Annotated in this window: 22 protein-coding genes; 12 read left to right on the top strand and 10 right to left on the bottom strand. The window is 69.3% G+C overall.

Annotated elements, in window-relative coordinates; genetic code table 11:
* The first annotated feature begins 78 nt into the window (after positions 1-78).
* From CYFUS_RS02310 to CYFUS_RS02305, 3 genes are all read left to right on the top strand, one after another.
* Complete coding sequence (locus tag CYFUS_RS02310; RefSeq protein ID WP_095983728.1) at positions 79-714, top strand: hypothetical protein; 636 nt, start codon at positions 79-81, stop codon at positions 712-714.
* Positions 715-929: 215 nt separating this feature from the next.
* Positions 930-1,064 (top strand): hypothetical protein, encoded by a 135-nt coding sequence (locus CYFUS_RS53760; RefSeq protein WP_269770200.1) that lies wholly within the window; start codon positions 930-932, stop codon positions 1,062-1,064.
* Positions 1,065-1,300: 236 nt separating this feature from the next.
* Positions 1,301-2,857 carry a S8 family peptidase gene (locus tag CYFUS_RS02305; protein ID WP_095983727.1) on the top strand — a complete coding sequence of 519 codons (1,557 nt, stop codon included), beginning with the start codon at positions 1,301-1,303 and terminating at the stop codon, positions 2,855-2,857.
* Between the two features lie 7 nt (positions 2,858-2,864).
* Here CYFUS_RS02305 and CYFUS_RS02300 read toward each other — a convergent pair whose 3' ends face one another.
* Positions 2,865-3,083, bottom strand: coding sequence for a DUF3185 family protein (locus CYFUS_RS02300; protein ID WP_095991751.1), 219 nt, complete (start codon positions 3,081-3,083; stop codon positions 2,865-2,867).
* A gap of 197 nt (positions 3,084-3,280) precedes the next feature.
* Between CYFUS_RS02300 and CYFUS_RS02295 the strand changes: the two genes are divergently transcribed.
* Positions 3,281-4,804 (top strand): ATPase domain-containing protein, encoded by a 1,524-nt coding sequence (locus CYFUS_RS02295; protein WP_095983726.1) that lies wholly within the window; start codon positions 3,281-3,283, stop codon positions 4,802-4,804.
* Positions 4,801-5,157: a response regulator gene (locus CYFUS_RS02290; protein WP_095983725.1), complete on the top strand. Its 357-nt coding sequence runs from the start codon at positions 4,801-4,803 to the stop codon at positions 5,155-5,157. The genes CYFUS_RS02295 and CYFUS_RS02290 overlap by 4 nt, the downstream gene beginning before the upstream one ends.
* A gap of 38 nt (positions 5,158-5,195) precedes the next feature.
* Here CYFUS_RS02290 and orn read toward each other — a convergent pair whose 3' ends face one another.
* Positions 5,196-5,774 carry an oligoribonuclease gene (orn, locus tag CYFUS_RS02285; RefSeq protein ID WP_095983724.1) on the bottom strand — a complete coding sequence of 193 codons (579 nt, stop codon included), beginning with the start codon at positions 5,772-5,774 and terminating at the stop codon, positions 5,196-5,198.
* 51 nt (positions 5,775-5,825) lie between these two features.
* Here orn and CYFUS_RS02280 point away from each other — a divergent pair, with 51 nt between their 5' ends.
* The 3 genes from CYFUS_RS02280 to CYFUS_RS02270 all read left to right on the top strand — a co-directional run bounded on the left by CYFUS_RS02280 (position 5,826) and on the right by CYFUS_RS02270 (position 10,134).
* Entirely contained in the window at positions 5,826-6,740 is a 915-nt protein-coding gene (locus CYFUS_RS02280) for a ribose-phosphate diphosphokinase (RefSeq protein WP_095983723.1), read from the top strand.
* A 66-nt stretch (positions 6,741-6,806) separates the two neighbouring features.
* Positions 6,807-7,556, top strand: coding sequence for an enoyl-CoA hydratase (locus CYFUS_RS02275; RefSeq protein ID WP_095983722.1), 750 nt, complete (start codon positions 6,807-6,809; stop codon positions 7,554-7,556).
* Between the two features lie 283 nt (positions 7,557-7,839).
* On the top strand, positions 7,840-10,134 hold the full coding sequence (locus CYFUS_RS02270; protein WP_095983721.1) for a PAS domain S-box protein: 2,295 nt from the start codon (positions 7,840-7,842) through the stop codon (positions 10,132-10,134).
* An 8-nt stretch (positions 10,135-10,142) separates the two neighbouring features.
* On the opposite strand, the gene CYFUS_RS02265 is transcribed toward CYFUS_RS02270, so the two are convergent.
* The 3 genes from CYFUS_RS02265 to CYFUS_RS02255 form a co-directional block, all read right to left on the bottom strand.
* Positions 10,143-10,364 (bottom strand): hypothetical protein, encoded by a 222-nt coding sequence (locus CYFUS_RS02265; protein WP_157758190.1) that lies wholly within the window; start codon positions 10,362-10,364, stop codon positions 10,143-10,145.
* 214 nt (positions 10,365-10,578) lie between these two features.
* Complete coding sequence (locus tag CYFUS_RS02260) at positions 10,579-12,078, bottom strand: AAA family ATPase (RefSeq protein ID WP_095983719.1); 1,500 nt, start codon at positions 12,076-12,078, stop codon at positions 10,579-10,581.
* A gap of 55 nt (positions 12,079-12,133) precedes the next feature.
* Positions 12,134-14,860, bottom strand: coding sequence for a M1 family metallopeptidase (locus tag CYFUS_RS02255; protein ID WP_232537307.1), 2,727 nt, complete (start codon positions 14,858-14,860; stop codon positions 12,134-12,136).
* Positions 14,861-14,953: 93 nt separating this feature from the next.
* On the opposite strand from CYFUS_RS02255, the gene CYFUS_RS02250 reads away from it, so the two are divergent.
* The 3 genes from CYFUS_RS02250 (at position 14,954) to CYFUS_RS02240 (ending at position 17,157) form a co-directional block, all read left to right on the top strand.
* A complete protein-coding gene (locus CYFUS_RS02250) occupies positions 14,954-15,946 on the top strand; it encodes a lysophospholipid acyltransferase family protein (RefSeq protein WP_095983718.1) in 993 nt (330 codons plus the stop codon).
* On the top strand, positions 15,946-16,608 hold the full coding sequence (locus CYFUS_RS02245; protein ID WP_095991749.1) for a metallophosphoesterase: 663 nt from the start codon (positions 15,946-15,948) through the stop codon (positions 16,606-16,608). The genes CYFUS_RS02250 and CYFUS_RS02245 overlap by 1 nt, the downstream gene beginning before the upstream one ends.
* Before the next feature lie 99 nt (positions 16,609-16,707).
* Positions 16,708-17,157: a thioredoxin family protein gene (locus tag CYFUS_RS02240; protein ID WP_095983717.1), complete on the top strand. Its 450-nt coding sequence runs from the start codon at positions 16,708-16,710 to the stop codon at positions 17,155-17,157.
* Positions 17,158-17,160: 3 nt separating this feature from the next.
* Here the strand turns inward: CYFUS_RS02240 and CYFUS_RS02235 are convergent, their stop codons facing one another.
* From CYFUS_RS02235 to CYFUS_RS02215, 5 genes are all read right to left on the bottom strand, one after another.
* Positions 17,161-18,276: an isoaspartyl peptidase/L-asparaginase family protein gene (locus tag CYFUS_RS02235; protein WP_095983716.1), complete on the bottom strand. Its 1,116-nt coding sequence runs from the start codon at positions 18,274-18,276 to the stop codon at positions 17,161-17,163.
* 91 nt (positions 18,277-18,367) lie between these two features.
* On the bottom strand, positions 18,368-19,171 hold the full coding sequence (locus tag CYFUS_RS52250) for a hypothetical protein (protein WP_095983715.1): 804 nt from the start codon (positions 19,169-19,171) through the stop codon (positions 18,368-18,370).
* Positions 19,172-19,291: 120 nt separating this feature from the next.
* Positions 19,292-20,761, bottom strand: coding sequence for a HAMP domain-containing sensor histidine kinase (locus tag CYFUS_RS02225; RefSeq protein WP_095983714.1), 1,470 nt, complete (start codon positions 20,759-20,761; stop codon positions 19,292-19,294).
* Positions 20,762-20,908: 147 nt separating this feature from the next.
* A complete protein-coding gene (locus CYFUS_RS02220) occupies positions 20,909-21,688 on the bottom strand; it encodes a hypothetical protein (RefSeq protein WP_095983713.1) in 780 nt (259 codons plus the stop codon).
* A gap of 44 nt (positions 21,689-21,732) precedes the next feature.
* Complete coding sequence (locus tag CYFUS_RS02215; RefSeq protein WP_095983712.1) at positions 21,733-22,803, bottom strand: nicotinamidase; 1,071 nt, start codon at positions 22,801-22,803, stop codon at positions 21,733-21,735.
* Between the two features lie 247 nt (positions 22,804-23,050).
* On the opposite strand from CYFUS_RS02215, the gene CYFUS_RS50255 reads away from it, so the two are divergent.
* Positions 23,051-23,635 (top strand): head protein, encoded by a 585-nt coding sequence (locus CYFUS_RS50255; protein WP_157758189.1) that lies wholly within the window; start codon positions 23,051-23,053, stop codon positions 23,633-23,635.
* The last annotated feature ends 7 nt before the right edge of the window (positions 23,636-23,642 follow it).

The following is a 23,642-nucleotide window of genomic DNA, read 5'->3' as shown; positions in this document are numbered from 1 at the left end:
CGGAGCCTGCCGCGCCCCCGCGCGCCTGTCCAGGACACGCGCCCGGGCCTGCCTTTCGGGCTACCGTGCGAGAACGACATGCTCGCCCCCGTCACCCGTGTCCTCATCCTCCTGCTGTTGAGCCTATGCGGGGGACTCGGTGTCCTCTTCTGGCGCCGGCAGAACGTGCGCGCGGCCAAGGGCGGCCGCATCTCCCCGCCCAAGATGGCGTGGCTGCTCTACGCCATCTTCCTCTGGTTCTTCATCTGTCCGCTCGCGGCGCTCGACCCGGGGGTGCCCCCGCGGCTGCGGCTCGTGCTCGGTGGCTTCGGCGCCTTCATGTGGCTGCGCGGCCTCGTGGAGCTGTACATGCTCTACGTCCGCCACAACTGGCGGCCCCCCTATGGCATCGCCCATGACGTGCTGAGCCTCGTCCTCGTGCTCGGCGGCCTCGGCGCCCACTTGATGTCTCCCCCCGGGCCGCCCTCGCCCCTGGACACCTGGGCGGTGTGCCTCGTCGCGCTCGTCGCGGTGAGTCTCGTCATCGAGGTGATCTACGCCGCGCTCTTCTTCCAGGCCGTGGAGGGACGCACCCTGGGCGAGGAGGGCATCTGGTTCGCCGACGAGGAGCAGGCCCGCTTCCGGCGCATCAACCGCATCACGCTCGCCTGCAACATCCCCCTGTATCTGATCCTGGGTGGATTGCTCGCCGTAGCGTTGGGCCTTGGACTGTAGAGTCCGCGCCCGATGACGCCTCGCGCTGGCGCACCTTCACCCCCAGGTTCCGCGACGCGGATGGTGACGACCACACCCAGCCCTCCACCGGCCAGGTCTGCGCGGCCGCCCTCCCCCTCCCCCCTCCCTACACTCCCGCGGCCTCCGGCAACGATTGCGACGACGCCGACCCCACCCGCTTCGTCTGGCGCGTCCTCTACCCGGACCGGGATGGCGTGGGCGCGCCGCCCCGCGTCGTGCAGTGCCTGGACGACGGCCCCCCGCCCGGCCACTCCATCCACGGCTCCGACCCGGTCTCGCACGACCCGGCCGAGGAGTCCGAGTTGGATGAGTTCCTCTTCACGCAATGAGAAAAGGAACACATCGCGAATTTGGGAAATCTTGACTTGGCCGACATATTTCCCAGAGTGAAAATATCTGCTAATACCTTCCACCGCGAATGCATGTGTTGTGGGAGGCCCATTCAGGACAAGCATTGAAGCGGGCCGCCCACGTGACCCCGGGGGGAGGTTCGGGCCCTCGGGCCCGCGTCCCCGCCTCCGAGGTCACGGTCATGTCTCCTCACCTCACACCGGAGTCAGGACGGATGAAGGCCTCTTTCCTCAAGTTCCACGTAACGCCCACGGTGCTGCTCGGCCTGAGTCTGCTGGTAGCGCCCTGTGCGGAGGCCGCCAAGGTTCTGGAGCCGCGGCTGTCCACGGTGAAGCCCACCACGCCCGAGTTGGACGAGGAGACGCCGGTCCAGCGCCTGGTCGTGAAGTTCCACGAGGGGACGCGGGTGCGCCTGCGCGGCGGGGTGATGCAGATCCTCAGCGAGGAGCGCGACGCGGACGAGCGCGGCCGCATGCAGCGCTACCACATCACCGACGTGCGGCTGAACACGGACGTCTCCGAGCTGCAGCGCATGGTGCAGAACGTGGCCCGCGGGCGCCGGCCCGAGCGGCTGTTCCGCGAGCCCGAGTCCACCCTGGCCACGCGCAAGCACCTCGCCGAGGAGCTCAGTGGCAAGGAGATGGCGGACCTGGACCTGTACTACGAGCTGCCGCTGGAGCCCGGCATGCAGGCGGCCGACGTGAACGAGCTGGTCATGCAGCTCAACGCGCTGGACAGCGTAGAGATCGCCTACGCCGAGCCCGTGTCGTGGACGGCCAGTGTGTCGGCGTGGGACGCCCGCGGCAACGTCACCGCGAGCTATGAGCTGAAGCAGGGCTACCTGGACGCGGCGCCCGGCGGCATCGACGCGCGCTACGCCTGGTCGGTGCCCGGCGGCCGGGGCCAGGGCGTGCGGCTCGTCGACGTGGAGGGCGCCTGGAACAACCTGCACGAGGACCTGCCGGCCTTCTTCTACCGGGGAGGCGAGCAGTTCCAGAGCGTGGAGTGGCGAGACCACGGCACCGCGGTGATGGGAGTGATGGTGGGCCAGGACAACGGCTATGGCATCACCGGCATCGCGAACAGGGCCTGGGCGGGACGCCAGGGCATCGCCACCCAGAGCATGGCGGGCGCCATCCAGCACGCGGCGCGCGCCGCGGGCCGGGGCGGCGTGGTGCTGGTGGAGCTGCAAGCCCCGGGCCCCAAGACCCTGAAGGGCTGCGCCTGCAACCTCAGCCAGTGCAACTACGTGCCCCTGGAGTACTGGCGGGCCAACTTCGACGCCATCGCGCAGGCCACCGCCCACGGCGTCCACGTGGTGGAGGCGGCCGGCAATGGCGGCGCGGACCTGGATGATCCCGCCTACCATGGCGCCTTCAACCGGGCGGTGCGCGACTCGGGCGCCATCCTCGTGGGCGCCAGCTCCGCCACCAGCCGCGTCCCCATGTGCTGGACCAACCACGGCTCGCGCGTGGACGTGCACAGCTGGGGCGAGAAGGTCGTCACCCTGGGCTTCGGCGACCTGAGCGCCCTGGGCGAGAACCGGGGCTACACGGACTCCTTCAATGGCACCTCGAGCGCGGCCCCCATCGTGGCCGGAGCGGTGGCCGCCATCCAGGGCGCCGCGTTCGCCGCGGGCAAGGGCCCCGTGCCTCCCCGCGAGATGCGCGCGCTGCTGCGCGCCACCGGCACGCCCCAGGCGCCCTCCTCCAAGAACATCGGCCCCCAGCCCAACCTGCGCCGGGCCATCCAGCAGGTGCTCTCGCGCTGAGCACGGGCTAGCGGCGGCGCTTGCCTCCTCCCAGCGCGAGGAGCAACACGCCGCCCACCACCCCCGCGCCACCGATGGCCAGGTCGCGCTGGGTTTCATCGGTGTAGCGCCCGGTGAGCTTCTGCGCGGCGCGCTCCACCAGGGAGTCGGTGGCGCGCCAAGCGGTCACCAGGAACACGGTGCCAGCGACAAGGAGCATGATTCCCAGGATGCGGACAATCCCCACGGCGTGAGTCCTCTCGGCTTTGGGTGCGACGGGCCGGGAGCCCCCGGCGCCGCGCGGCATTAGCCCGCAACCCCCCAGGAGTGTCCAGAACTCCACGAACCCGGGGGGGTTCGGGCACCTTCGGACATTCGTGGTGGAAAGCACGTCTGAGTACATCTTGACCCAGTAGTGTGGGGCGGGCGAGAGGAGCACGCAGCGTGAGTGACATCGAGCCAACCGAGGAGCCCGTGCGCCGGGTAGTGACCGGTTCGTCCGGACTGGACGCGCTGCTCAACGGCGGCTGGGTCCACGGGGGAACCTACATGGTCTCGGGAGCCCCGGGGACGGGGAAGACCGTGCTGGGCAACCAGCTGTGTTTCTCGCACGTGGCCGGCGGCGGGCGCGCCGTGTTCATCACCATGCTCTCCGAGTCCCACGAGCGGATGATGACGCACCTGCGCGGCATGCGCTTCTTCCGACGCGAGGTGATTGGCCAGTCGCTGCACTACGTGAGCGCCTACGCCACGCTCAAGACCGAGGGGCTCGAGGGGCTGTCGCGGCTGCTCTACCGCGCGGTGCGCGAGCACCAGGCGACGGTGCTGGTGGTGGATGGACTGCTGGCGGCACAGGAGAGCGCCGGCTCGGTGCTCGTCTTCCGCGAGTTCCTCCATGCCCTGGGGGTGCACAACGCGATGGCCGGCTGCACCACGCTGGTGCTCACCAACCGCCAGGAGAACGCGGCGGACCCGCAATTCGCCATGGTGGATGGGGTGCTCGTGCTGGAGATGCACCTGGAGGGCCTGCGCTCCGTGCGCACGCTGGAGGTGACGAAGCTGCGCGGCGAGCCCCAGATCACCGGCCGGCACGTCTTCGAGATCAACGACGAGGGGCTCGTGGTGTACCCGCGCCTGGAGGCGTTCGTGCCGCCCCCGCGCGAGGAGCCAGCGGCCCCCGCGCGGCGGCTGGGCTTCGGGGTGCCGAGCCTGGACAAGATGCTCCTGGGCGGCGTGCCGGAGTACTCCACCACGCTGCTGTCCGGGGCGTCCGGCAGTGGCAGGACGCTCCTGGGGCTGCACTTCCTGGCGGAGGGGGTGCGGCGAGGAGAGAAGAGCCTGTATTTCGGCTTCGGGGAGACGCGCGACCGGCTGCTCGCCAAGGCCCAGGGGGTGGGCCTGAAGCTGGCCCCGGCGCTGGCGGCGGGCGGGCTGGTGGTGGAGACGCGCACCCCGGTGGAGTGTCTGCCGGATGCCCGGGCGCACGAGCTGCTCGCGCTCGTGGAGCACCACCAGGCGCGCCGGCTCGTGCTGGATGGCCTGGAGCTGCTCCTGCATACGATGGACCCGCGGCGCACGCTCGGCTTCGTCACCTCGCTGCTCAACGCGCTGCGCGCGCGCGGCGTCACCCCGCTGATGCTCCAGCGCACGCCCATGCTCTTCGGGCCGCGCGAGGAAGGGCCCTTTCAGGGATTGGAAGCACTCATCGACAACATCGTCTTCCTCCGCTATGTGGAGCTGCGCTCGCGGCTGTACCGGATGCTCTCCATCTTCAAGATGAGCGAGAGCCCCTACGAGTCCACGTCGCGTGAGTTCTCCCTCTCCTCGCGGGGTATCGACGTGGCGGACAGCTCCGAGAGCGCCGAGAACATCCTCCAGGGCCGGCACCGGCCGCGGGCCGCCAAGCGCCCCTCCACCCGGAGCAGGGCCGCGCCCCGGCGGCCCCTCAAGCGCGGAGGCCGCCCATGAGCAAGCTGCTCATCGTGGACGACGAAGTGGCCATCCTCGAGGCCCTCACCGACATCCTGTCCGTGGAAGGCTACGAGGTCTCCACCGCCGCCAATGGCGCCGAGGGGCTGCAGCAGGTGGGCCGCGACCGGCCGGACCTCATCCTGTTGGACTTGATGATGCCGGTGATGGACGGCCAGGAGATGCTGCGCCGGCTCAAGGAGGACCCCTCCCTGCGCACCATCCCCGTGGTGGTGATGAGCGCCGGGCGGGTGACGAAGGCGGAGCTGCAGGGCAGCCGCTTCCTCGCCAAGCCCTTCGAGCTGGACGATCTGCTGGACACCGTCACCGCGGAGCTGAACAAGAAGGCGTGACGCGCGAGCGGGGCGCCGGGCGCGCCCCCCCCCCTGTCTCAGGTGTTGCCGCCCGGTGGCGTCGCGGGGGGCACGAACAGGTGGGTGCGGTAGTGCGTGAGCTCGGCGATGCTCGAGCGCAGGTCCGCCAGCGCCGTGTGTCCCGAGGGCGCCTTGCGCTGGGCCACCTTGTCCGGGTACCACGCGCTCGCCAGCACCTTGAGGCTCGACACGTCCACCTGGCGGTAGTGCAGGTAGCGGTCGAGCATCGGCATGTACTTCACCAGGAAGCGCCGGTCGGTGTGGATGGAGTTGCCGCAGAGGATGCCCTCGCCCACGTCGCAGTGCTGCGACACCAGGGCGGTGATCTCCTTCTCCGCCACACGCAGGGACGTCTGCGACTCGCGCACCCGCTTGGCCAGGCCATTGCGCGTGTGCATCTCCCGGACGATGGGCTCCATGCGCGCGAGCACCTCCTCGGGCTGCCAGATGACGCGCTCCATCTCCGCCCGGGGCACCAGATCCGGGCCGGTGATGATGACACCAATCTCGATGATGGCGGAGTCGTCGGGATCCAGTCCGGTCATCTCCAGATCGAGCCAGACGAAACACGGGGGCGGCGGGGCGGATACGGGCATGGGCCGCGCAGTCTACCCCGAGCCCGGGCGATTGAGAGATGATGCCGCCCCATGGAACTGACCGTCTTCAGTGGCACCGCCAACCGCGCACTGGGTGAGAACCTCGCCCGCACGCTCGGGCGGCCCCTGGGCCGCTGCCACCTGGAGCGCTTCCCGGATGGCGAGCTGTACGTGGAGGTCCAGGAGGACGTGCGCGGCCGCAACGTGTGCCTCATCCAACCCACGGCGCCGCCGGTGGGCGAGCACCTCATGGAGCTGCTCCTGATGGCGGACGCGTGCTGGCGCGCGGGCGCGGCGCGGCTCATGGCGGTGGTGCCCTACTTCGGCTACGCGCGGCAGGACCGGCGCGGCAAGCCGGGGGAGGCGCTCGGCGGCAAGCTGGTGGCGGACCTGCTCGAGCGCGGCCGCTTCGAGCGCCTGCTGGCGGTGCACCTGCACACCCCGGCGCTGGAGGGCTGCTTCGGCATGCCGCTGGAGCACCTGGACGCCAGCCACCTGTTGGCCGAGGCCGCGCGGCCCCACGCGGGAGACGGCGCGGTGGTGGTGTCGCCGGACCTGGGCGCGGTGAAGCTCGCCGAGCGCTACGCGCGCCAGCTCGGGCTGCCCCTGGCCATCGTGCACAAGCGCCGCATGAGCGGCTCCGAGGTGAGTGTCCGGGGGCTCGTGGGCGAGGTGCGCGGCCTGCGGCCCATCATCGTCGACGACATGATCTCCACCGCGGGCACCATCGCCGCCACGGCGGAGACGGTGCTCAAGGAGGGCTGCGCCGAGGACATCACCGTGGTGGCCACCCACGCGCTGCTGGTGGGCCCCGCGGTGGAGCGGCTGGGCCAGGTGCCCATCCGCCGCCTCATCTCCACGGACAGTGTGCCCCTCCAGCGCACGCTCCCCTTCGAGCACTCGGTGGTGGGACTCGCCCCGCTGCTCGCCGACGCCATCTGCCGCGTCACGTCCGAGCGGCGCTGAGCCCGATGCGCACCCGGGGTGCGAGTCGCGCCCCACCTCACGGCCGCCGGGTTAAGGTGCCCGGCCATGTCCGACACGCTGCTCAGCCACCTGGAAGCCGGAGTCCTCACCCTCACCTTCAACCGGCCGCAGAAGAAGAACGCCTTCACCGCGGAGATGTACTCGCTCGCGGCCCAGGCGCTGCGCGACGCGGACACGAATGACGCCGTGCGCGTCGTGGTGCTCGTCGGCGCGGGCGGGACCTTCACCGCGGGTAACGATCTCAAGGACTTCCTGGAGAATCCGCCCACGGGCGAGGACTCCCCCGTGTTCCGTTTCCTGCACACGCTCGCCCACTTCACCCGGCCCATCGTGGCGCGCGTGGAGGGCGTGGCGGTGGGCATCGGCACCACGCTGCTCTTGCACTGTGACTACGTGGCCGCCAGCGAGCGCGCCGTCTTCAGCATGCCCTTCGTCAACCTGGGCCTGAGCCCCGAGGGCGCCTCCAGTCTGCTGTTGCCCCGCCTGGCCGGCATGGCGCTCGCCTCCGAGCTGCTCATGTTCGGCGAGCCCTTCGACGCCGCCACCGCCCTGCGCGCGGGGCTCGTCAACCGGGTGGTGCCCGACGCGGAGCTCGAGGCGCTGGTGAAAGCACGCGCCGCCGCGCTCGCCTCCCGGCCCGTGGAGTCCGTGCGCCTCACCAAGAAGCTGCTGCGCGAGCCCCTGCGCGCCGCCGTGGACGAAACCCTCTCGCGCGAGGGCGCCCTCTTCATGCAACGGCTCGCATCGGCCGAGGCCCGCGAGGCCTTCAACGCCTTTCTGTCCAAGAAGAAATAAATTTCCACCCCACCGCTCATCCAGGCGGGGAAATGCATTCACCTTCACTGGGATTCTGTTGGATTCACGGCGTCGAGGGAGTACCTGCTGGATGACCTGCTTTTTCGGTGTTTATCCTGCAACTATGATGAGCCCTTGAGCGCCGACCTTCCCCGGAGGAAGGCGAGTACGGGGGAGATGACATGCAAAGCGTTGGATTGGCGGCTGCCATGCTGTTGCTGTTGTCCGCGTGCACGCGCGTGCCGGACGGGCCCTCGAACGTCCTGGCCCGGCGGGTGCGCCCATGAGCCCCCTGCGAAGGCCCCCCGCCTTCTGGCACCGCTTCCTGGCGGTGCGCTGGTTCATCCCACTCATCATCCTCGTCGCCGCGTTGTGTTTCTTCCTCTACACCTTCGAGGCGGACGTGGCCCAGGGCGACCTGCAGACGGAGAAACAGGCCGTCGCGGAGATGACCCTGCGGATGACGCACCTGAACAGCATGCTCGAGTACCTGCTGCACAACGGCCAGGTCGACGCGGCGCGCAAGGAGCTCTCCACCCTGAGCGCCAACGCCACGCTGCTGCAGGGCCTGCTCCTCGACGAGCAGCAGCGGGTGCTGGCCTCCATCCGACCCAAGAACATCGGACTGTCCCCGCGGGACGTCTGGCCCCAGCTCGAACCGGCCGAGCATGCCCAGCGCGTCGCCACCGTGCGCGAGCGCGGGGTCGGCGACGTGCGCATCAGCGAGGACCGGCGGCAGGTGGTGGGCTACTACCCCGTCACCCTCCGTCCGGGTGGGCCGGTGGGCATCCTGCTGCTGCGGCAGGACCTGACGGCCCAGAAGCACGCGCGCCAGGTGGAGGCCGAGCGGTGGGCGGCGCGCTCCTGTCTGGTGGTCGCGCTGCTGGTGTGTCTGGTCAGCCTCGTCGTGCACCTGGTGCTCGGCCGGCGCATGCAGCGGCTGACCGCCACCGCGCACCGGCTCGCCCGGGGTGAGCTGCACGCGCGCGCCAACCTCCGGGGCGTGGACGAGGTGGGCCTGCTCGGCCGGGCCTTCGACTTCATGGCCGAGCAGATCGACCGGGGCAACCGCCAGCTCCAGGAGAGCCAGGAGCGAATCCGCTCCCTGCTCGACTCCACCGCCGAGGCCCTCTTCGGCCTGGACCTCGAGGGCCGCTGCACCTTCTGCAACCGCGCCGCCCTGCGCCTGTCGGGCCATGAGCACGCGGATGCGCTCCTGGGCCGCTCGCTGCACTCCATCATCCACCCCGGCCGCGAGCTGTCCGGCGATTGCCGCGTGTGCGAGTCCTTCCGCGAGGAGGGCGCCCTCCATGGCGACGACGAGGTGCTGCCGCACCCACGCGACGGCGAGGTGCCCGTGGAGTACTGGTCCCACCCGGTGACGCGCGGGGGCGAGCGCGTGGGCTCGGTGGTGACGTTCGTGGACATCCGCGAGCGCATGCGCGCGGAGTCCACCCGCCGGCGCATGGAGGAGGGCTTCCGCACCCTCATCGAGCACTCGCCGGATGCCATCTTCCTGCACCGCGCCGGCACCCTGCTGTTCGCCAACCGCGCCGCCGCCACGCTGCTGGGCCATGCGAGCCCCGAGTCCCTGCGAGGCTTGCCGGTGTCGGAGCTGGTGCTGCCCGGCGAGCAGACCGCCCTCACGGTGACGAGCCAGGCGGGGCTGCCCCGCGAGGCGCGCTTCCGTCGCCCCGATGGCCGCCAGGCGGTGGGCGAGGTGATGACCGTCTCGCTGCTCTTCGAGGGCCTGTCCACCGTGGCCTGCATCACCCGCGACGTCACCGAGCGCCGCCAGGTGCAGGAGCACATCCTCGCCACCGAGCGCATGGTGTCCCTGGGCACGCTCGCCGCGGGCGTGGCCCATGAAATCAACAACCCCCTGGCCTACCTGCTCAGCAACCTGCACTTCGTGGACACCGAGCTGCGCGGCATGGCCGAGCACGTGCCCGAGCTGTCCGGAGAACAGGGCCAGGAAATCCAGCAGGCGCTGCACGAGGCCATCGACGGCGGCAACCGCGTGCGCGACATCGTGCGCGACCTGAAGACGTTCTCGCGCGGCGGCAATGACTTGCGCAGCCCCGTGGACATCCACACCGTGCTCGACTCGTGCGCGAACATGGCCCGGAGTGAGATCCGCCACCGCGCCCGGCTGGTGAAGAACTACGGGACGGTGCCACGCGTGTTCGCCAACGACTCGCGGCTCGGACAGCTCTTCCTCCACCTGCTCGTCAACGCCGCGCAGGCCATTCCCCACGGCAATGCCCACCGCAACGAGATCCGCGTCACCACCCGGTACGAGGAGGGCCAGGTGACGGTGGAGATCCAGGACACGGGCGTGGGCATCCCCCCGGAGCACCTCACCCGCCTCTTCGATCCCTTCTTCACCACCAAGCCCGCGGGCGTGGGCACCGGACTGGGGCTGTCCATCTGCCACGGCATCGTCACCGCGCAGGGCGGGCGCATCTCCGTGGAAAGCCATCCCAACCAGGGCAGCACCTTCCGCGTGGTGCTGCCCGCCAACGAAACCACGCTGGAGCACTTCGGCCTCGACGAGCCCGAGCGCGCCGCCTCCTGAGGAGGACCTCAGCCCGTCTTGCCCACCAGCCGCACCCGCGGCTCGGGTTCCCGGACATGTTCGGTGGAGCCCCTCAGCCGCCGCATCGCCCTTCCCAGGTCCGCCTGCGACACCTGCGGCCAGACCCCCGGAGGTGTGCGTGTCACGTTGGGCCGAGGCGCTTCATCCTGAGCGCCTCGCTTGAAAGGCGACTCGGACACGGACAGCTCCCTCAAGTCCTCATCCTTCATGTGCCCCATCTCCACCTCCTGGAAGGGTTCCCCCGTTAGTGAGGCTAATGGGTCAATTGCCATTTGGTCAAGCTTTTCTGGAATTTAACCGATAGGGTGTTCTCCAACGGAAATATGCTGAAGGGTCCTGTCGCGTGGTGGACGGGATCGCACCGGAGGGTGATGGAGCACGACGCGGCGCGACAGACCGCGGAGCGAGCGGCCCTTCGTCAGCTCACGTCCTGTCCCTCGGCACGGGTGGCAGTCCCAGGTCGAGGCCGGCTCCGGTGAGCTTCTTCTGCAAGCGAACCATCTCCACGTCCTCCTCATCCGTGCGCGTCGGATCGCTCGAGAGGTGGGTGTAGCGCCGCAGAGCCTTCCTGAGATCGCTCTGGTAGAGCTTCTGGATGTTGAAGAAGCTCGAGTAGATCTCACCGCCCGTCATCAACTTGGGCAGGGCGGGAGGCGCCTCGGCCACGACGTCGCCGTGCTCGTCCAGGCGGAGCATGACGATCTCGTGCCGTTCGAGCGCGGGCAGGAGCATGGGCGAGTGGGTCGTCACGATGAACTGCATGCGCGGAAACACGCGCTTGAGCACCGGCACGAGCCGCACCTGCCACGTGGGATGGAGGTGGAGATCGAGTTCGTCGATGAGCACCATGCCCTCCATGTCCTCCAGGGCAATGGCCTCACCGACGTCGAGATACATCTGCCCGATGAGATCGGCGATCCACGCGATGGTCGACTGGTAGCCCTGCGAGAGCCAGGTGGCGGGGATCTTCGTCTTCTGACCGGAGAACGCGAACTCGAAGCTATGGGAGCGGACCAGATCTCCCGGCTGCATCACTCCGCCCCGGCCGCGCAATTCGACGGCGTCGACATGGGGCAGGAGATGGTTGTCGACGAACACCTTCTTGAGCGCCTGGATGAAGGGCTCGAAGCGAGGCGTGTCGGCGAACTGGTTGGCGAACCCCGTACCGACGAGGGGTGCCTTGCCGAAGAGCGGCTCGAGCCGGTTGAGCACGCGATCCTTCAGCTCGGACGCGCTGAGCGGTACCGGGAGCTGACGCTGCGTGCCGTAGCCAGCAACGAACCAGCCCGGAAGGGACTTCGCTCGGGCTTCCGCGATGGGGTTTTGAAGAGCGAGTGCATAGCCGCCCAACCAGGACAACAGGGCGGCATCGGAACGCCCGTCCTCCCCCTCGAGCTTCCAACTGAAAGGTGTACCTTCATCCTCCTCGTCCTTGATTTCCGACAACAACCTCTTGAGGCGAGCCACCATCACGTTGGAATCAGAGGGGAGATGGTTGTCATCAGAGGACGCGAGCGCATTGACGGATGCGAACAAGGACGTTCCCCGGAAGGTCGACTGTCGAGGCTCGATGTCCAGGGAACTTCGCAGACCCGGAGAGCGCTGATCCTTGAAGGAGATCTTGGAGGTCTCGGGAAAAACGCGCCACTTCTCCAATCTGTTTCCAAATTCGAAGTCAGCGCGAAGCCGCACGGACTCCTCGGCCGACCGCCTCAAGTCCGGCAGCGAGGGCACATCCGCCAGTTGATTGGCACGATCGGAACCACTCGCCACCAGGGCGATCGCCTGGAGCAGCGTCGTCTTGCACGCCCCGTTTTCCGCGACGAGCACGGTCCACATCCGGGGCCTGCCCTCGTGCGTGAAGTCGAGGGCGAGGTTCCGCATGCGCTTCAGGTTCTTCACGTGCAGCCGGTTGATGTACATGCGTTCCTCCACCCCTCTTCGTTACGCCCCCACGCGGGAGCCGTCGTGTGGATTCCTAGCGCGCGCGCCGGGGCGCGGCGAGGAAGGACTCGATGCCCGGGCCCTGGGCTGCCTTGAAGGCGATACACAGATCGATGGACTCCAGCACCAAGGCGAGGGAGCGGGGGCCGCCGACGGCACGCGCCATACGCTCGGTGAAGAAGGCGGCGGCTTCCTGGCGGTGCACGGGATCGCAGTAGGACGAGGCGACCGACGCGAGGTACGCCACCTGATCATCCGGCATCCGCGCGGCGAGCACGTCGTAGTTCTTCGACACGAAGTCGTAGGCCACGTCCCGCGAGCGCACGTCGTTGGCCGCGCCGAACAACAACCGCCACGCCTCGCGCAGATCCACGGCCGGATCCAACAGCAACGCCAGGTTCCGTTGGACCAGGTCCGCCTGGTGGAAGTCGCTCAGCGCGCCGAGGAGCTCCTCCCGCCGCTTGCGCTCCGTCGCCGCGCCCAGCGCCGTCATCATCCTCGCGTGCAGGGCCGCGTCTCCCCAGGCGGCGGCGGTGGCCAGCGTGGACTCCACCAGCTCGGCGTCGATCGCCCGGATGTCCCCCCCGAGCCACCGCTCCGTCAGGCGCCGGGCCTCCGCCGTGAGCCGCGGCTCCCCGCCCTGCGTCCCGGCGAGTTCCAACAGCAGGGGCCGCAGCAGCCGCGTGTCCACGTCCTCGTTGGCGCGCGGCGCGAAACCGAGCGCCCGGGCCCGCACGCCATAGGTGTCGCGCAGGAAGCGCTGGCGGTCGGCCTGGCGCGGCTCGGACAGCAGGGAGGGATTCATCAGCTCCAACAGCTCCAGCGAGGACTGGAACACCCGCAGGTCCTTCTGCCCGGCCAGCCCCGGCAGCAGGCCGAGCGCGTCCGCGGCGGGCATCGCGCCAGTGCCCGCCAGGGCCCGCACGTCCCCGAGCAGGGCCACGCGCTCGGCGCGCGAGAGATGGCGGCTGTCGGTGGAGAGCAGCCGGCTGAGCATCCGCGCGTCCACGGCGGTGCGGTAGTAGCCCGCGCCATCCGCGTTGGGCTGGAGCCAGGCGGGACAGCCCCGGGCCTCGGGCAGCGGCAGACGGGCCGTCTCGGTCTCCAGGAGCGTACAGGCGCGTCCCGCCCGGGCCCCCGTGCCATGGCGCACGCACACCGGCACCTTCCAACGCTGCACCGTGCCGCCCGCGGAGCCCAGGGGCAGGAAGCGGCGCTGGGAGAGCTCCACCTCGGGCACCCGGGCCGAGCAATCCAGCCGGGCGGTGATGAGCGGCGCGCCGCCCTGCTCCAGGAAGGAGTCCAACACCCCCGACACGTCCCGCTGCGCCTCCGCCGACAGGGCGGCGATGAAGTCGCTCGCGGTGGCGCTGCCATGCTCGTGCGCGCGCAGGTGGCGGCGCACCCCGCGCTGGAAGACGTCCGGGCCCAGCCACTGCTCCGTCATGTACAACACCGCCGCGCCCTTGCCGTAGGTGATGCCATCGAAGGCGTTGAAGATGTCGTCCTCGTCCTGGATGGGCTGGCGGATGCGGCGCGCGGACAGCAGGCTGTCCGCGTGCAAACTGCGCGAGCGGGCGCTCACCCGCGTCAGGGGCTCGTCCCACGAGGGCTGGGTGTCCGCGACGGCGCGGCTCTCGGCCCAGGAGGCGAAGGCCTCGTTGAGCCACAGGTCATCCCACCACTGCATGGTGACGAGGTTGCCGAACCACTGGTGCGCCAGCTCGTGCGCCTGCGTTTCGTAGAAGGAGCGCTGGCGCTCCACGGAGTCCTCCTCCTCCCGGGCCAGTATCAGCTCCGAGTTGAACGTCACCAGGCCCGGGTGCTCCATGGCCCCCTGGAGCATGGGCACGGCGAGCACGTCCAGCTTCTCGTAGGGATAGGGCACGCCGAAGTAGCGCTCCAGGTAGGCGAGCAGTCCGGGCGTCACGCGGGCGGCATGGGCGCCCTCCGCGGCACGGCCCCGGGTCGTGACGATGCGCGTGCGCACGGCCTTCTCCCCCGAGGCCGGGGCCTCCAGGAAGTCGAAGCGGCCCACCCCGAAGGCGACGAGATAGCTGGGCAGCGGCTGCGTCCGGGCGAAGCGCCAGGTGGTGCCTCCCGCGCTGCCCGGCTCCTGGCTCACCAAGGGCGTGTTGGTGACCACCGTCAGGCCCGCGGGCACGTGGAAGGTGAGCTGCCAGGGCACCTTGAATCCCGGCTCGTCGAAGCACGGGAAGACCCGCCGCGCCCCGAGCGGCTCGAAATGGGTGAAGGCATACCAGTCACCCGCCTCGAGCGCGCGGAAGGCCCCGCTCATCTCGCGCTCGGACAGCACGCCCTCGTAGACGAGGCGCAGGTGCGCGGCACCGGGCCCGAGCGCCGCCTCGGGCTGGAAGCCGAGGAAGTCCCCCGTGCCCTTCACCTGGGACACCGCCACCGGCACGCCCCCCACCGTCAGGGCCGCCTCCTTCACCGTGAGCTCATGGCCCAGCAGCCACACCGTCTCCGTGGCCTCCTTCACGTCCAGGTCGATGTCGAGCACCCCCTGGAAGGTGGGCTGGGTGGGGTCCACGGTCAGCTCGGCCGAGTACCCCGTGGGCCGCACGCCCGTGGGCAGGCGCAGGGTGGGCGACACCGGAGGGGAACGCGGGGACGCCAGGGTGGGAGCATGCACGGGCTCGGAGGGGGAGGCGGGTGCAGCGGACACCGCGGGACGGGTGGCGCACGCCGTCAAGGCGGCCGACAGGACGAGCGCCGCGCATCGAAAGGTTCTGAGCATGCGCGCGGATCTAGCCCAAGACGCCTGGACGGTGTAGCGACACGGCGGAAGCGCCCCTTGCCTCGGGCACCTCCTTCCAGGTGGAGTGCCAACGTGTCCAGCTCCCTCTCCCCCGCTTCGAGTGTCACCCGCGTTCCGCCCCCGCCTCGTCTCTCGCAGGTGATGGGTGAGCGCCCCTCACCCATGGTGGGCTGGCTCGCCAACCGGGTGATGGATGTGCTGAGCGCCCTGCCCGCCTCGGTACGCGATGGTCTCGCCCGTTTCGTGGGCTGGCTGGCGTTCACCCTGGGCATCCGCCGCCGGGTAGCGCTGGAGAACCTCGCGCACGCGTTCCCCGAGAAGAGCGAGGCGGAGCGGCGGAGCATCGCGCTCGGGGCCTACATCACCATGGCGCGCGTGGTCATCGAGTCCATCGACACGAGGGATCACGTGGACCTGTCCTGGGTCGCCTCCGAGGCGCCCGGCGGAGACTGGGAAGCGCTCAAGGCCCACGTGGCGACGGGCCGGGGCGCGCTGTTGGTAACGGCACACTTCGGCAACTGGGAGCGGGCGGGAAAGCTGCTCGTCCAGTGGGGCGTCCCCTTGAACGCGCTGGTGCGCCCGTTGAAGGGGGCACTCAACATGCGCATCGTGGACAACCGGGTGGCCGCGGGCGCGGGCCTCATCTACCCCAAGGGCGCCATCGCCCAGGCGCAGGAGGCGGTGGGGATGGGCGAGTCGGTGTTGATGCTGTTGGATCAAGCGCTGCCGGCGAAGGCGGCGGTGTTCGTCCCCTTCTTCGGGCGGCTGGCGTCCACCACGCCGGCGCTGGCGGTGGTGGCCCAACGCACCGGGGCGCCGGTGTTCGTGGTGATGGGCGTGCGGGACGCGAGCGGGCGCATCATGCGGATAGAGGTGGAGGGGCCCATCCCCGCGCCGCCAGCCCGGGAGGGGCAGGATCCCATCGTGGCGCACACGGCGGCGGTGACGGCGGTGCTGGAGCGACACGTCCGGCGCAACCCGGGCCAGTGGCTGTGGCTGCACCGGCGCTGGAAGGTGCAACCCCCCGCGGCGGAACTGGCGCCGGGAGGAAAGGAGCGCGGATGATCCGGACCCTCTTCATCGGAGACGTGCACGGGTGCGCGGAGGAGCTCGACGCGCTGCTGGCGGAGTGCGGCCACCGTCCGGGAGACCGGGTGGTGCTGGTGGGAGACCTCGTGGCCAAGGGGCCGGATTCGGCGGGAGTGGTGCGCCGGGCGAGGGAGCGCGGAATGCTCGCGGTGCGCGGCAACCACGACGAGCACGTGCTGCGCTGGCACAGGGGGCAGATGCCCAAGCACAAGAAGCTCAAGCCCGAGCACAAGCAGGTGCTGGACACCCTCACGGAGGCGGACTGGGCCTACCTGGAGTCGCTGCCCCTGCATCTGCCCTTCCCCGAGTTCAACGTGCGCGTGGTGCACGGGGGCCTGGTGCCGGGCGTCCCGCTGGAGAAGCAGGATCCGGAGCTGATGATCAACCTGCGCAGCATCACCTCGGAGGGAGAGCCCTCGAAGAAGCTGGAGGCCGGGGTGCCGTGGGCGAGCCTGTGGCGGGGACCCGAGTTCATCATCTTCGGCCACGACGCCCTGCGCGGGGTGCAGCGCCATCCCCATGCCATCGGCCTGGACTCGGGCTGCGTCTACGGCCGGCGCCTCACCGCGTACGTGCTGCCCGAGGCCCGTTTCTACTCGGTGGCGGCGAAGCGGACGTACCTGGACATCGACGGGTAGAGGGCCCACCCCCTCTCCGCATGCCCGAGGGGCGGGCGCCCGGCCCCGCCCGCCTGCCTCCGGAGCACTATCTTTCAGCCAAGAACCTGGGAGGTCCTCATGTTCCGCTGCTCCTCGTGTGGTGCCTTCAACCGCGTGCGCCAGCCCGCGCCTCCGGGTCAGCCCACGTGCGGCCGCTGTCAGCGCTCCCTCGATGTGTCGGGCACTCCCCAGGAGGTGAACGGCGAGGCGCTCTGGCGGGCGGTGAAGTCCTCTCCCGTGCCCGTCCTGCTCGACCTGTGGGCGCCCTGGTGCGGGCCCTGCCGTGCCGCCGCGCCCATCTTCGACGCGGTGGGCCGGGCCCAGGCGGGACGGCTCGTCGTCCTCAAGCTCAACACCGAGGCGGAGCCCCACGCGGCCAGCCAGTTGGGCGTCCGGGGCATCCCCACCTTCGTCCTCTTCTCCGGAGGCCGGGAAGTGGCGCGCCGCAGCGGGCTGATGCCCCGTCCGGAGCTGGAGCGCTGGGTGCTCTCGGCCACCCAGGGCTCGGGACCCTCCGCTCCGGTATGAGGCTCAGGGCTCCTTGAAGATGGCGACGGAGGGCTCGCCCTCCGGACCCATGTAGCCGCGGTACATGCCCGAGGTGTTGAACGGCATGGCCACGTTGCCCCGCGCGTCCATGGCGATGACCCCGCCCTCGCCGCCGGCCTGGACCAGCACCTCCATGACCATGTGGTTGGCGGACTCGCTCAGCGGCAGAGCCAACAACTCCACGTGGGCGCAGATGTCGCGCGCCACGCTGTAGCGGATGAAGTACTCGCCATGGCCGGTGCCGGACACCGCGCAGCGCTCGCTGGCGTACGTCCCCGCGCCGATGATGGGGGAGTCCCCCACCCGGCCGAAGCGCTTGTTCGTCATGCCCCCCGTGGAGGTGCCCGCGGCGAGGTTCCCCGCCTGGTCGAGCGCCACCGCGCCCACGGTGCCGAACTTGTGGTCCCCGTCGATCGGGCCCTGGTAGGTGGAGGGGCCCTGGGGCTGGCCGGGCTCGGGAGGCGCCTGCTGCTGCTTCTTCTCGGCCTCGAGCGCGCGCTGCAACGACTGCCAGCGCTCCTCGGTGTAGAAGTAGTCCTCGGACACGAGCTCGAGGCCCTGCTCGCGCGCGAACGCCTCGGCGCCCTCGCCAATGAGCATCACATGGGGGGACTTCTCCATGACGATGCGCGCCAGGGAGATGGGATTCTTCACGTGGCGCAGGCCCGCCACCGCTCCGGCCTCGCGCGTGCGCCCGTTCATGATGGACGCATCCAGCTCGTTCTTGCCCTCGTGGGTGAAGACGGCGCCCTTGCCCGCGTTGAAGTAGGGCGAGTCCTCCAGGACGCGGATGGCGGAGGTGACGGCCTCCACGCTGGTGCCGCCCCGGGCGAGTACGGCATGGCCCGCCTGGAGCGCCTCGGTGAGCGCGGCGCGCACGGCGGCCTCGCGCTCGGGGGTGAGGGATTCGCGGGGGATGATGCCCGCACCGCCGTGCAGGGCGATGCCCCAGCGCGGCGCGGGCCGGACGGTGTCGTCGGGAGCGCGCAAACGAGCCTCGTCTTCCCTCACGGTGGTGAGGGGCGTGTAGCAACCCAGGGGAAACAACAGTGCCGCCACGAGGGCGGAGCCAAGGGCACGGCGGAGCGGAGCAGGCACGGGGCGATGTCTACTCCACCTGCCCGCTGGCCGCAGGAGGCGCCCCGCGCGCGAGACGCCTCCCCGACACTTGGGCCCGGGCCCACGCGTCCTACTTCGCGCAGTAGGCTTCGGCCGTGGTGTAGCCGATCACCTGGGCGATCGCGCCCACCTTGACGATGTACTCGCTGGCGCCCACGGGCGACGTGCTCCCACTGCACCAGTCATAGGTGTAGCCCAGGCCCGTGAACGGGTACTTCACCGCCTGCCAGGGGTTGTGGCTGCCAGCGAAGTAGTTGTTGAGCCAGCTCTTGTGGGGGTCCGTGGCGGTCGCGGGGTACGTCAGGTCACACGTGGTGTCGGTGATCTCCGCGTCCGGGCAGGGACGGAACAGATCCGACGGCTTCACCCACAGCTCCACGATCTGCCGCTTGTTCTCCGCCTCGGCGGGCAGACCCAGGTACTGGTTGATGCGATTGGCGCGATCGTTGCCCGTCAGCGTCGAGGCCTTGCACAGCTCCTGAACCTGGGGCGCCGCGGTGACGAACACCTCGCGGCCGAACGTGTAGTTCCCATTCGCGTCATTCGTGTAGCCCGGGAAGGTGGTCCACACCACCACGCGCACCGCGCTCTTCTCGGCGTCCTTCCACACGAGACGGGTGTTCTCCGGAGAGATGGCGAAGAGCGCGTTGCTGACATCCGACTGGGTGACCGCGGCGGAGTCGTTGTTGGCGCGGTCATAGGCCGCCTGATCGCACACGGGGGGCCGGGTCTGGGGACCACACTCCTCCGGGTGGGCCTGGGCATAGTCGGCCTTATCGCAGGGCTCGCCATCGGTACCATTGGAAGGGCAGCCGGTGAACGCCAACAGGGCCAGGGTGGACGGCAGCAGACGCTTGAGGGTGATGTGCTTCATCGTGCTTCTTCACTCCTGTGAAGGGACAAGGGGCCCGCACAGTCGCGCAAAGAAGCCGTCGCCGTCGATAGGCGACGTACAAAAACCTCCCCACCTCCCGTCCTCCAAGAAGGTCGGAACCTAGGAGAACACCGGGTCCTGAACGAAAGGCCCCGGCCGGGCCTCCCGAGAGGCGGGCACACTGGGAGAGCGAGGCAGCCGGACACGGAAGGTGGAACCCCGACCCGGACTGCTCTCCACCTCGATGCGGCCGCCATGCGCCTCCACGATGCGCCGCGCCACGGACAGGCCAATGCCCACGCCGGGGGCCTTCTCGCGCGCGCTCCCCGTGCGCTGGAAGGGGGTGAAGAGATGACGCTGCTCCTCGGCGGAGATGCCGATGCCCTGATCCTTCACGGACAGCCACACCTCCTCGCCCTCGCGCCGGACCTCCACATCCACGACGCTGCCCTCGCGCGAGTACTTCAACGCGTTGCTCACCAGGTTGTTGAGCACCTGCTCCACGCGCGTGGGGTCGCAGCGCAGCGGCAGCGGCCCTTCCGGCAACAGCAACCGCAGTTCGTGCGCGGTGCCACTGGAGCGGTACAGCTCCACCACGGAGGTGGCCAGCTCACCCGCGTCCCGCTCCTCCAGCTTCAGCTCGATGTGGCCCGCCTCGATGCGGGTGGCGTCGAGCAGGTCTCCCACCATCCGGTCCAACCGGGACACCTGACGGCTCACCAGGGCCATCGTCTTCTGCAACCGCTCCTCGGACACGGGGCCCCGCGAGGTGACGAGCGCGGCGGACATCTTCAGCGCGGAGAGGGGATTGCGCAGATCGTGCGCCACACCGGCGAGGAAGGTGAGCCGTGCCTGGCGCTGGTTCAGGAGGGAGTCGGCCATCTCGTTGAAGGTGCGCGCCATGTCACGCAATTCCTCGGCCCCCTCCATGGGGGCCCGGGTCCGCTCGCCGTGGTCGCCGAAGCGGTGCATGGCCCGGCTGATGCCCAACAAGGGATGGAAGACGGCGCGGCGCATCCACACCAGCAGGACGACCACGCCCAGCACCAGGAGCACGGCGACGCCCAGCCCCGCCAGATCCGCCATCTGGTTCCAGCGATCGGCCTGGGATTCATTCAGGCGCGCCTCCTGGATGTTGAGGGAGATGAGCTGGTTGATGGCCACGATGGCGGTTTCCAGGTGGCGGGTGATCTGCGCGTTCATCCGCCCGGGAGGGGATTGCAGCGCGAGGGCCTGGGCATCGAGGTACTGGGAATACGCCGTGTCCACGCGGGAGAGCAACTCCCCCTCCTCCTCCGTCAAGACCTGGCGCCGGGTCCTGTCCAACTGGGCGGACAGTTGTCGCCTCGCCTCCTCGATGAAGTCGACGGTCACCGCCTCCCCACGCTGTATGCGCGAGCCCAGACGCTGGTGCAGGTCGAGCAGGGACACCTCGAAGTCCTCGGTGCTCTGGATGCCCTCCACGGCTGTCTGCAGGCTCAGGGTGGCCCGATGCAGATAGGTCGTCAGGATGACGAGTGAAGTAGCGGCAACCAGACCCAGGCTCGCGAGCAGGGCGACCGCGAACGTGATGACACGCTTGAGACTCATGTGCAGACCACCCGCGCCGTGCGACCTCTCAGCAAGGAAAGATGCACCTCGAATGAAGCGAGTGCCGCGCGGCGGGCGGTGAAACCCCGAAAGGAGGGAGAGCGGAGCACCGAGCGCCGGCTCTCCTCCCCCCTTCTTCCCGAGGCACTACGCCCCGAAACCACCCAGGGCGCTGGAATGGAAGGTGGCGGCGCCCTGGCTCACCCGGACCGCGGACTGGCTGAACACCTGGAAGGCCTTGCGGATGTCCTGGGCGCTCTGCCCCGGGGTGAGGATCCACTTGTCCTCGATGCCCATGCTCCGGAAGACCTTGCGGAAGTCGGTGCTGCCGTCGTCGATGCCCATGCCCGCGACGATGTGGTTCTCGGCGCGGCGGAGATCCTCCACGAGCGCGGCGACCTCGCGGGCCCGGGCGCGCTGGGAGTGCGCATCGGCGCCGTCGGTGATGAGCAGGGTGACGGTGCGGGCGGCCACGCCGTTGCGGGTGAACTCCTGCGCCTTGGCGAGCACCGTGCCGAGCAGCACCACTGCTTGATCATAGAGGGGCGTGCCCTGGTTGGGGTCGTAGTTCTTGTCGTGCATGCGCACCACGTCCTCCAGGGGCCGGAAGGGATTGAGCACGAAGCCGTTGAGGTAGCGGGTGTGGAAGAGGACGCCGTCCTTCTGCTGGCTGGCGAGGAGCGAGTCGAGCACGAGGTTGTGGCCCTCGCACACGGTGCGCGCATGGCTCGCCATGGAGCCGGAGTCATCCGGCATGACGGTGACGAGCACGACCTCGCTGGACTGCACGTCGTCCACGCTGACGCCCAGACCGGCTTGGATCTGCGCGCCCAGGTCCACGGTGGTGAGGGCCTGAAGGGAGGTGGGGCTGAGGACGCCCTCGGCGTGCGCGTCCTCGAGGAGCTGGGAGATGGGAGAAGAGCTCATGGCTGTTTCCTTTTCCTTTCGAGTCGGAGGGACGGCGAGGGGAGTCAGGCGATGCGCAGATCTGGCCACGAGGCGAGGGGCTGGGTGGACTTGACCAGGTGCATGCCCGCGTCGGCGAAGCGCTGGAGCGCGGCGTCGGCCTGGGGGGTGAAGTCGGCGGCGAGACCGCCCTTGCCATCGGGGACGGTGACGGCGGACATGCAGTCGGTGAGCAGGTACACCTTGCGCGCGAGCGCGGCGTCCTGGGCGAGGATCTCCCCGAGCAGATCATCGATGGAGCTCTTCACGCAGTGGCTGGCGGCCTGGCCGGCGATGACGACGGCGTCGGCGGTGAGGAGCGTCTTGAGGAACTGGGTGTTGCGCTGGGCGAGCGGCTGCCCGTCGTGGCGGGTGAGGACCTCGGGGCGCAGGACGGAGTAGTTCTCGGTGAAGGGGTTGCCGCCCTTGACCTCGGCCCAGGACTGGGCGCCGCGGACGAACGAGTGGAACAGGCGGGCCTCCTGCACCACGCCGGCGAGCGCATGACCATCACCGCCGAGCAGGCAGTGGGGAGGCCACAGGTAGAGGGTGTACTTGCCCGCGCGCTCCAATTCCTCGCAGTAGTACTTCACCTGCTTGAGCAACCAGGGGTAGTTGCCGCCGCAGAGCCACTTGGCCATGGCGGGGTTGGGGCGCACCTGGCCGCGCTCGATCTGCTCGCGGGTGATTTCGCGGTGGGCGGTGAGGGGCTGATCGTCCTGGTCGACCCAGAAGGAGGGGAAGAAGATCTGGTAGGCGAAGTGCGTGTCGAGCGTGGTGGTGACGTTGGTGAGCGCGCCGAGATTCTTGTAGATGAACTCGGCGATGCGGCGGTTGTCATCGATGGCGCCGCGGCCGCTGCGGCCCGCGACGTAGAGCGAGCCCTCGGGGAAGCAGAAGTCCTTCTGCACGTCGATGAGCAGCAGGTGCAGGTTGAACGAGTCGGTGGCGGAGGCAGCGAGACCATGGGTGCCGCGCCAGACGCCCGCCTCGGACTGAAGCCGCGAGGCGTTGGGGCCGTAGGCGAACATCCCCGCGTTGGCGGGCGCGTAGAACGACGGCAGCGGAAGCTCCTGGACCTTCGAGACGGCCTTCATGGTGCGTCCTCCCGACTTCGTGTAACCACGACACCAACATAGTGTCCAAGTTACACGTTGTCAAATCGAAGAGGGGGAAGTGCCGCTGGAGCGATCCAGGTGCCCTGTCGGAAACACCGGATAGACTCCCGACCGGAGGTCCCAAGAGACAGGGTAGGGCGAGCAATGGAGCCGACTCTGGGCCGGACGGCAGCTAGAATGACCCCCTCAGGAGGATCTGACCCATGAAGAGCGCAGTGGCGTCGCCATGAACATCCATGAACTCATCCTCGAAGTACAAGGTCTCCTCGGACGGACCCAGCGGAGTGCTCAGTCGCCCGAGGAGAGGGAACTCTTCAGGGTTGCCACGGCGGCGCTCATGTTCATTTCGGAGACTGGCACGGTCCACTCTTTCGAGGACTACCTTCAATTCCGCAGGGAGGCCCCTCCTTATGCGGTGGCATCCTTCAAGACCCGAGAAGATGCGGACACATGGCTACGGCAGCACCCCGAACCTCCGCACGGCGCTTTCGTATTGATTGCAGACCAATACCACATCGTCATGCATGTCCGTGAAATGAATCACCGTCAGCTCTTCCCGCATCCCATACTCGAAGGCTACCTTGAGCAGATTCAGCAAGCGGCTCTCCCCGCCGCCATTCCTTCCTTTGAGACCCGCGAAGAAGCGGAGGCTTGGTTGGAGGAGAAGAGCGAGCCGCGCCAGGGAGTTCTCATGAGCATCGCGGGTCAACAACATATTGCACTGCATCACCGCCATCTCGCTCGTTATTCTATACACCCGGTCTCGAACCGGGGCCCCACCGCCCAGGGAGAAGAGAAGGGATCCCACTGAAGACCCC

The sequence above is a fragment of the Cystobacter fuscus genome (assembly GCF_002305875.1).
In the GTDB taxonomy this organism is placed as follows: domain Bacteria; phylum Myxococcota; class Myxococcia; order Myxococcales; family Myxococcaceae; genus Cystobacter; species Cystobacter fuscus_A.
Note: the sequence above shows the minus strand (reverse complement) of the source record. Positions and strands in the feature narration are given on the sequence as shown.

Excerpts from the sequence above, each read along its gene's own strand:
- CYFUS_RS02240 (WP_095983717.1), top strand. The coding sequence starts at position 16,708 with ATGTTCCGCTGCTCCTCGTGTGGTGCCTTCAACCGCGTGCGCCAGCCC.
- CYFUS_RS02220 (WP_095983713.1), bottom strand. The coding sequence starts at position 21,688 with ATGAGCTCTTCTCCCATCTCCCAGCTCCTCGAGGACGCGCACGCCGAG.
- orn (WP_095983724.1), bottom strand. The coding sequence starts at position 5,774 with ATGCCCGTATCCGCCCCGCCGCCCCCGTGTTTCGTCTGGCTCGATCTG.
- CYFUS_RS02275 (WP_095983722.1), top strand. The coding sequence starts at position 6,807 with ATGTCCGACACGCTGCTCAGCCACCTGGAAGCCGGAGTCCTCACCCTC.
- CYFUS_RS02215 (WP_095983712.1), bottom strand. The coding sequence starts at position 22,803 with ATGAAGGCCGTCTCGAAGGTCCAGGAGCTTCCGCTGCCGTCGTTCTAC.
- CYFUS_RS02260 (WP_095983719.1), bottom strand. The coding sequence starts at position 12,078 with ATGTACATCAACCGGCTGCACGTGAAGAACCTGAAGCGCATGCGGAAC.
- CYFUS_RS02270 (WP_095983721.1), top strand. The coding sequence starts at position 7,840 with ATGAGCCCCCTGCGAAGGCCCCCCGCCTTCTGGCACCGCTTCCTGGCG.
- CYFUS_RS02290 (WP_095983725.1), top strand. The coding sequence starts at position 4,801 with ATGAGCAAGCTGCTCATCGTGGACGACGAAGTGGCCATCCTCGAGGCC.
- CYFUS_RS50255 (WP_157758189.1), top strand. The coding sequence starts at position 23,051 with ATGAACATCCATGAACTCATCCTCGAAGTACAAGGTCTCCTCGGACGG.
- CYFUS_RS02265 (WP_157758190.1), bottom strand. The coding sequence starts at position 10,364 with ATGAAGGATGAGGACTTGAGGGAGCTGTCCGTGTCCGAGTCGCCTTTC.
- CYFUS_RS02310 (WP_095983728.1), top strand. The coding sequence starts at position 79 with ATGCTCGCCCCCGTCACCCGTGTCCTCATCCTCCTGCTGTTGAGCCTA.
- CYFUS_RS02305 (WP_095983727.1), top strand. The coding sequence starts at position 1,301 with ATGAAGGCCTCTTTCCTCAAGTTCCACGTAACGCCCACGGTGCTGCTC.
- CYFUS_RS52250 (WP_095983715.1), bottom strand. The coding sequence starts at position 19,171 with ATGAAGCACATCACCCTCAAGCGTCTGCTGCCGTCCACCCTGGCCCTG.
- CYFUS_RS02280 (WP_095983723.1), top strand. The coding sequence starts at position 5,826 with ATGGAACTGACCGTCTTCAGTGGCACCGCCAACCGCGCACTGGGTGAG.
- CYFUS_RS02255 (WP_232537307.1), bottom strand. The coding sequence starts at position 14,860 with ATGCTCAGAACCTTTCGATGCGCGGCGCTCGTCCTGTCGGCCGCCTTG.
- CYFUS_RS02225 (WP_095983714.1), bottom strand. The coding sequence starts at position 20,761 with ATGAGTCTCAAGCGTGTCATCACGTTCGCGGTCGCCCTGCTCGCGAGC.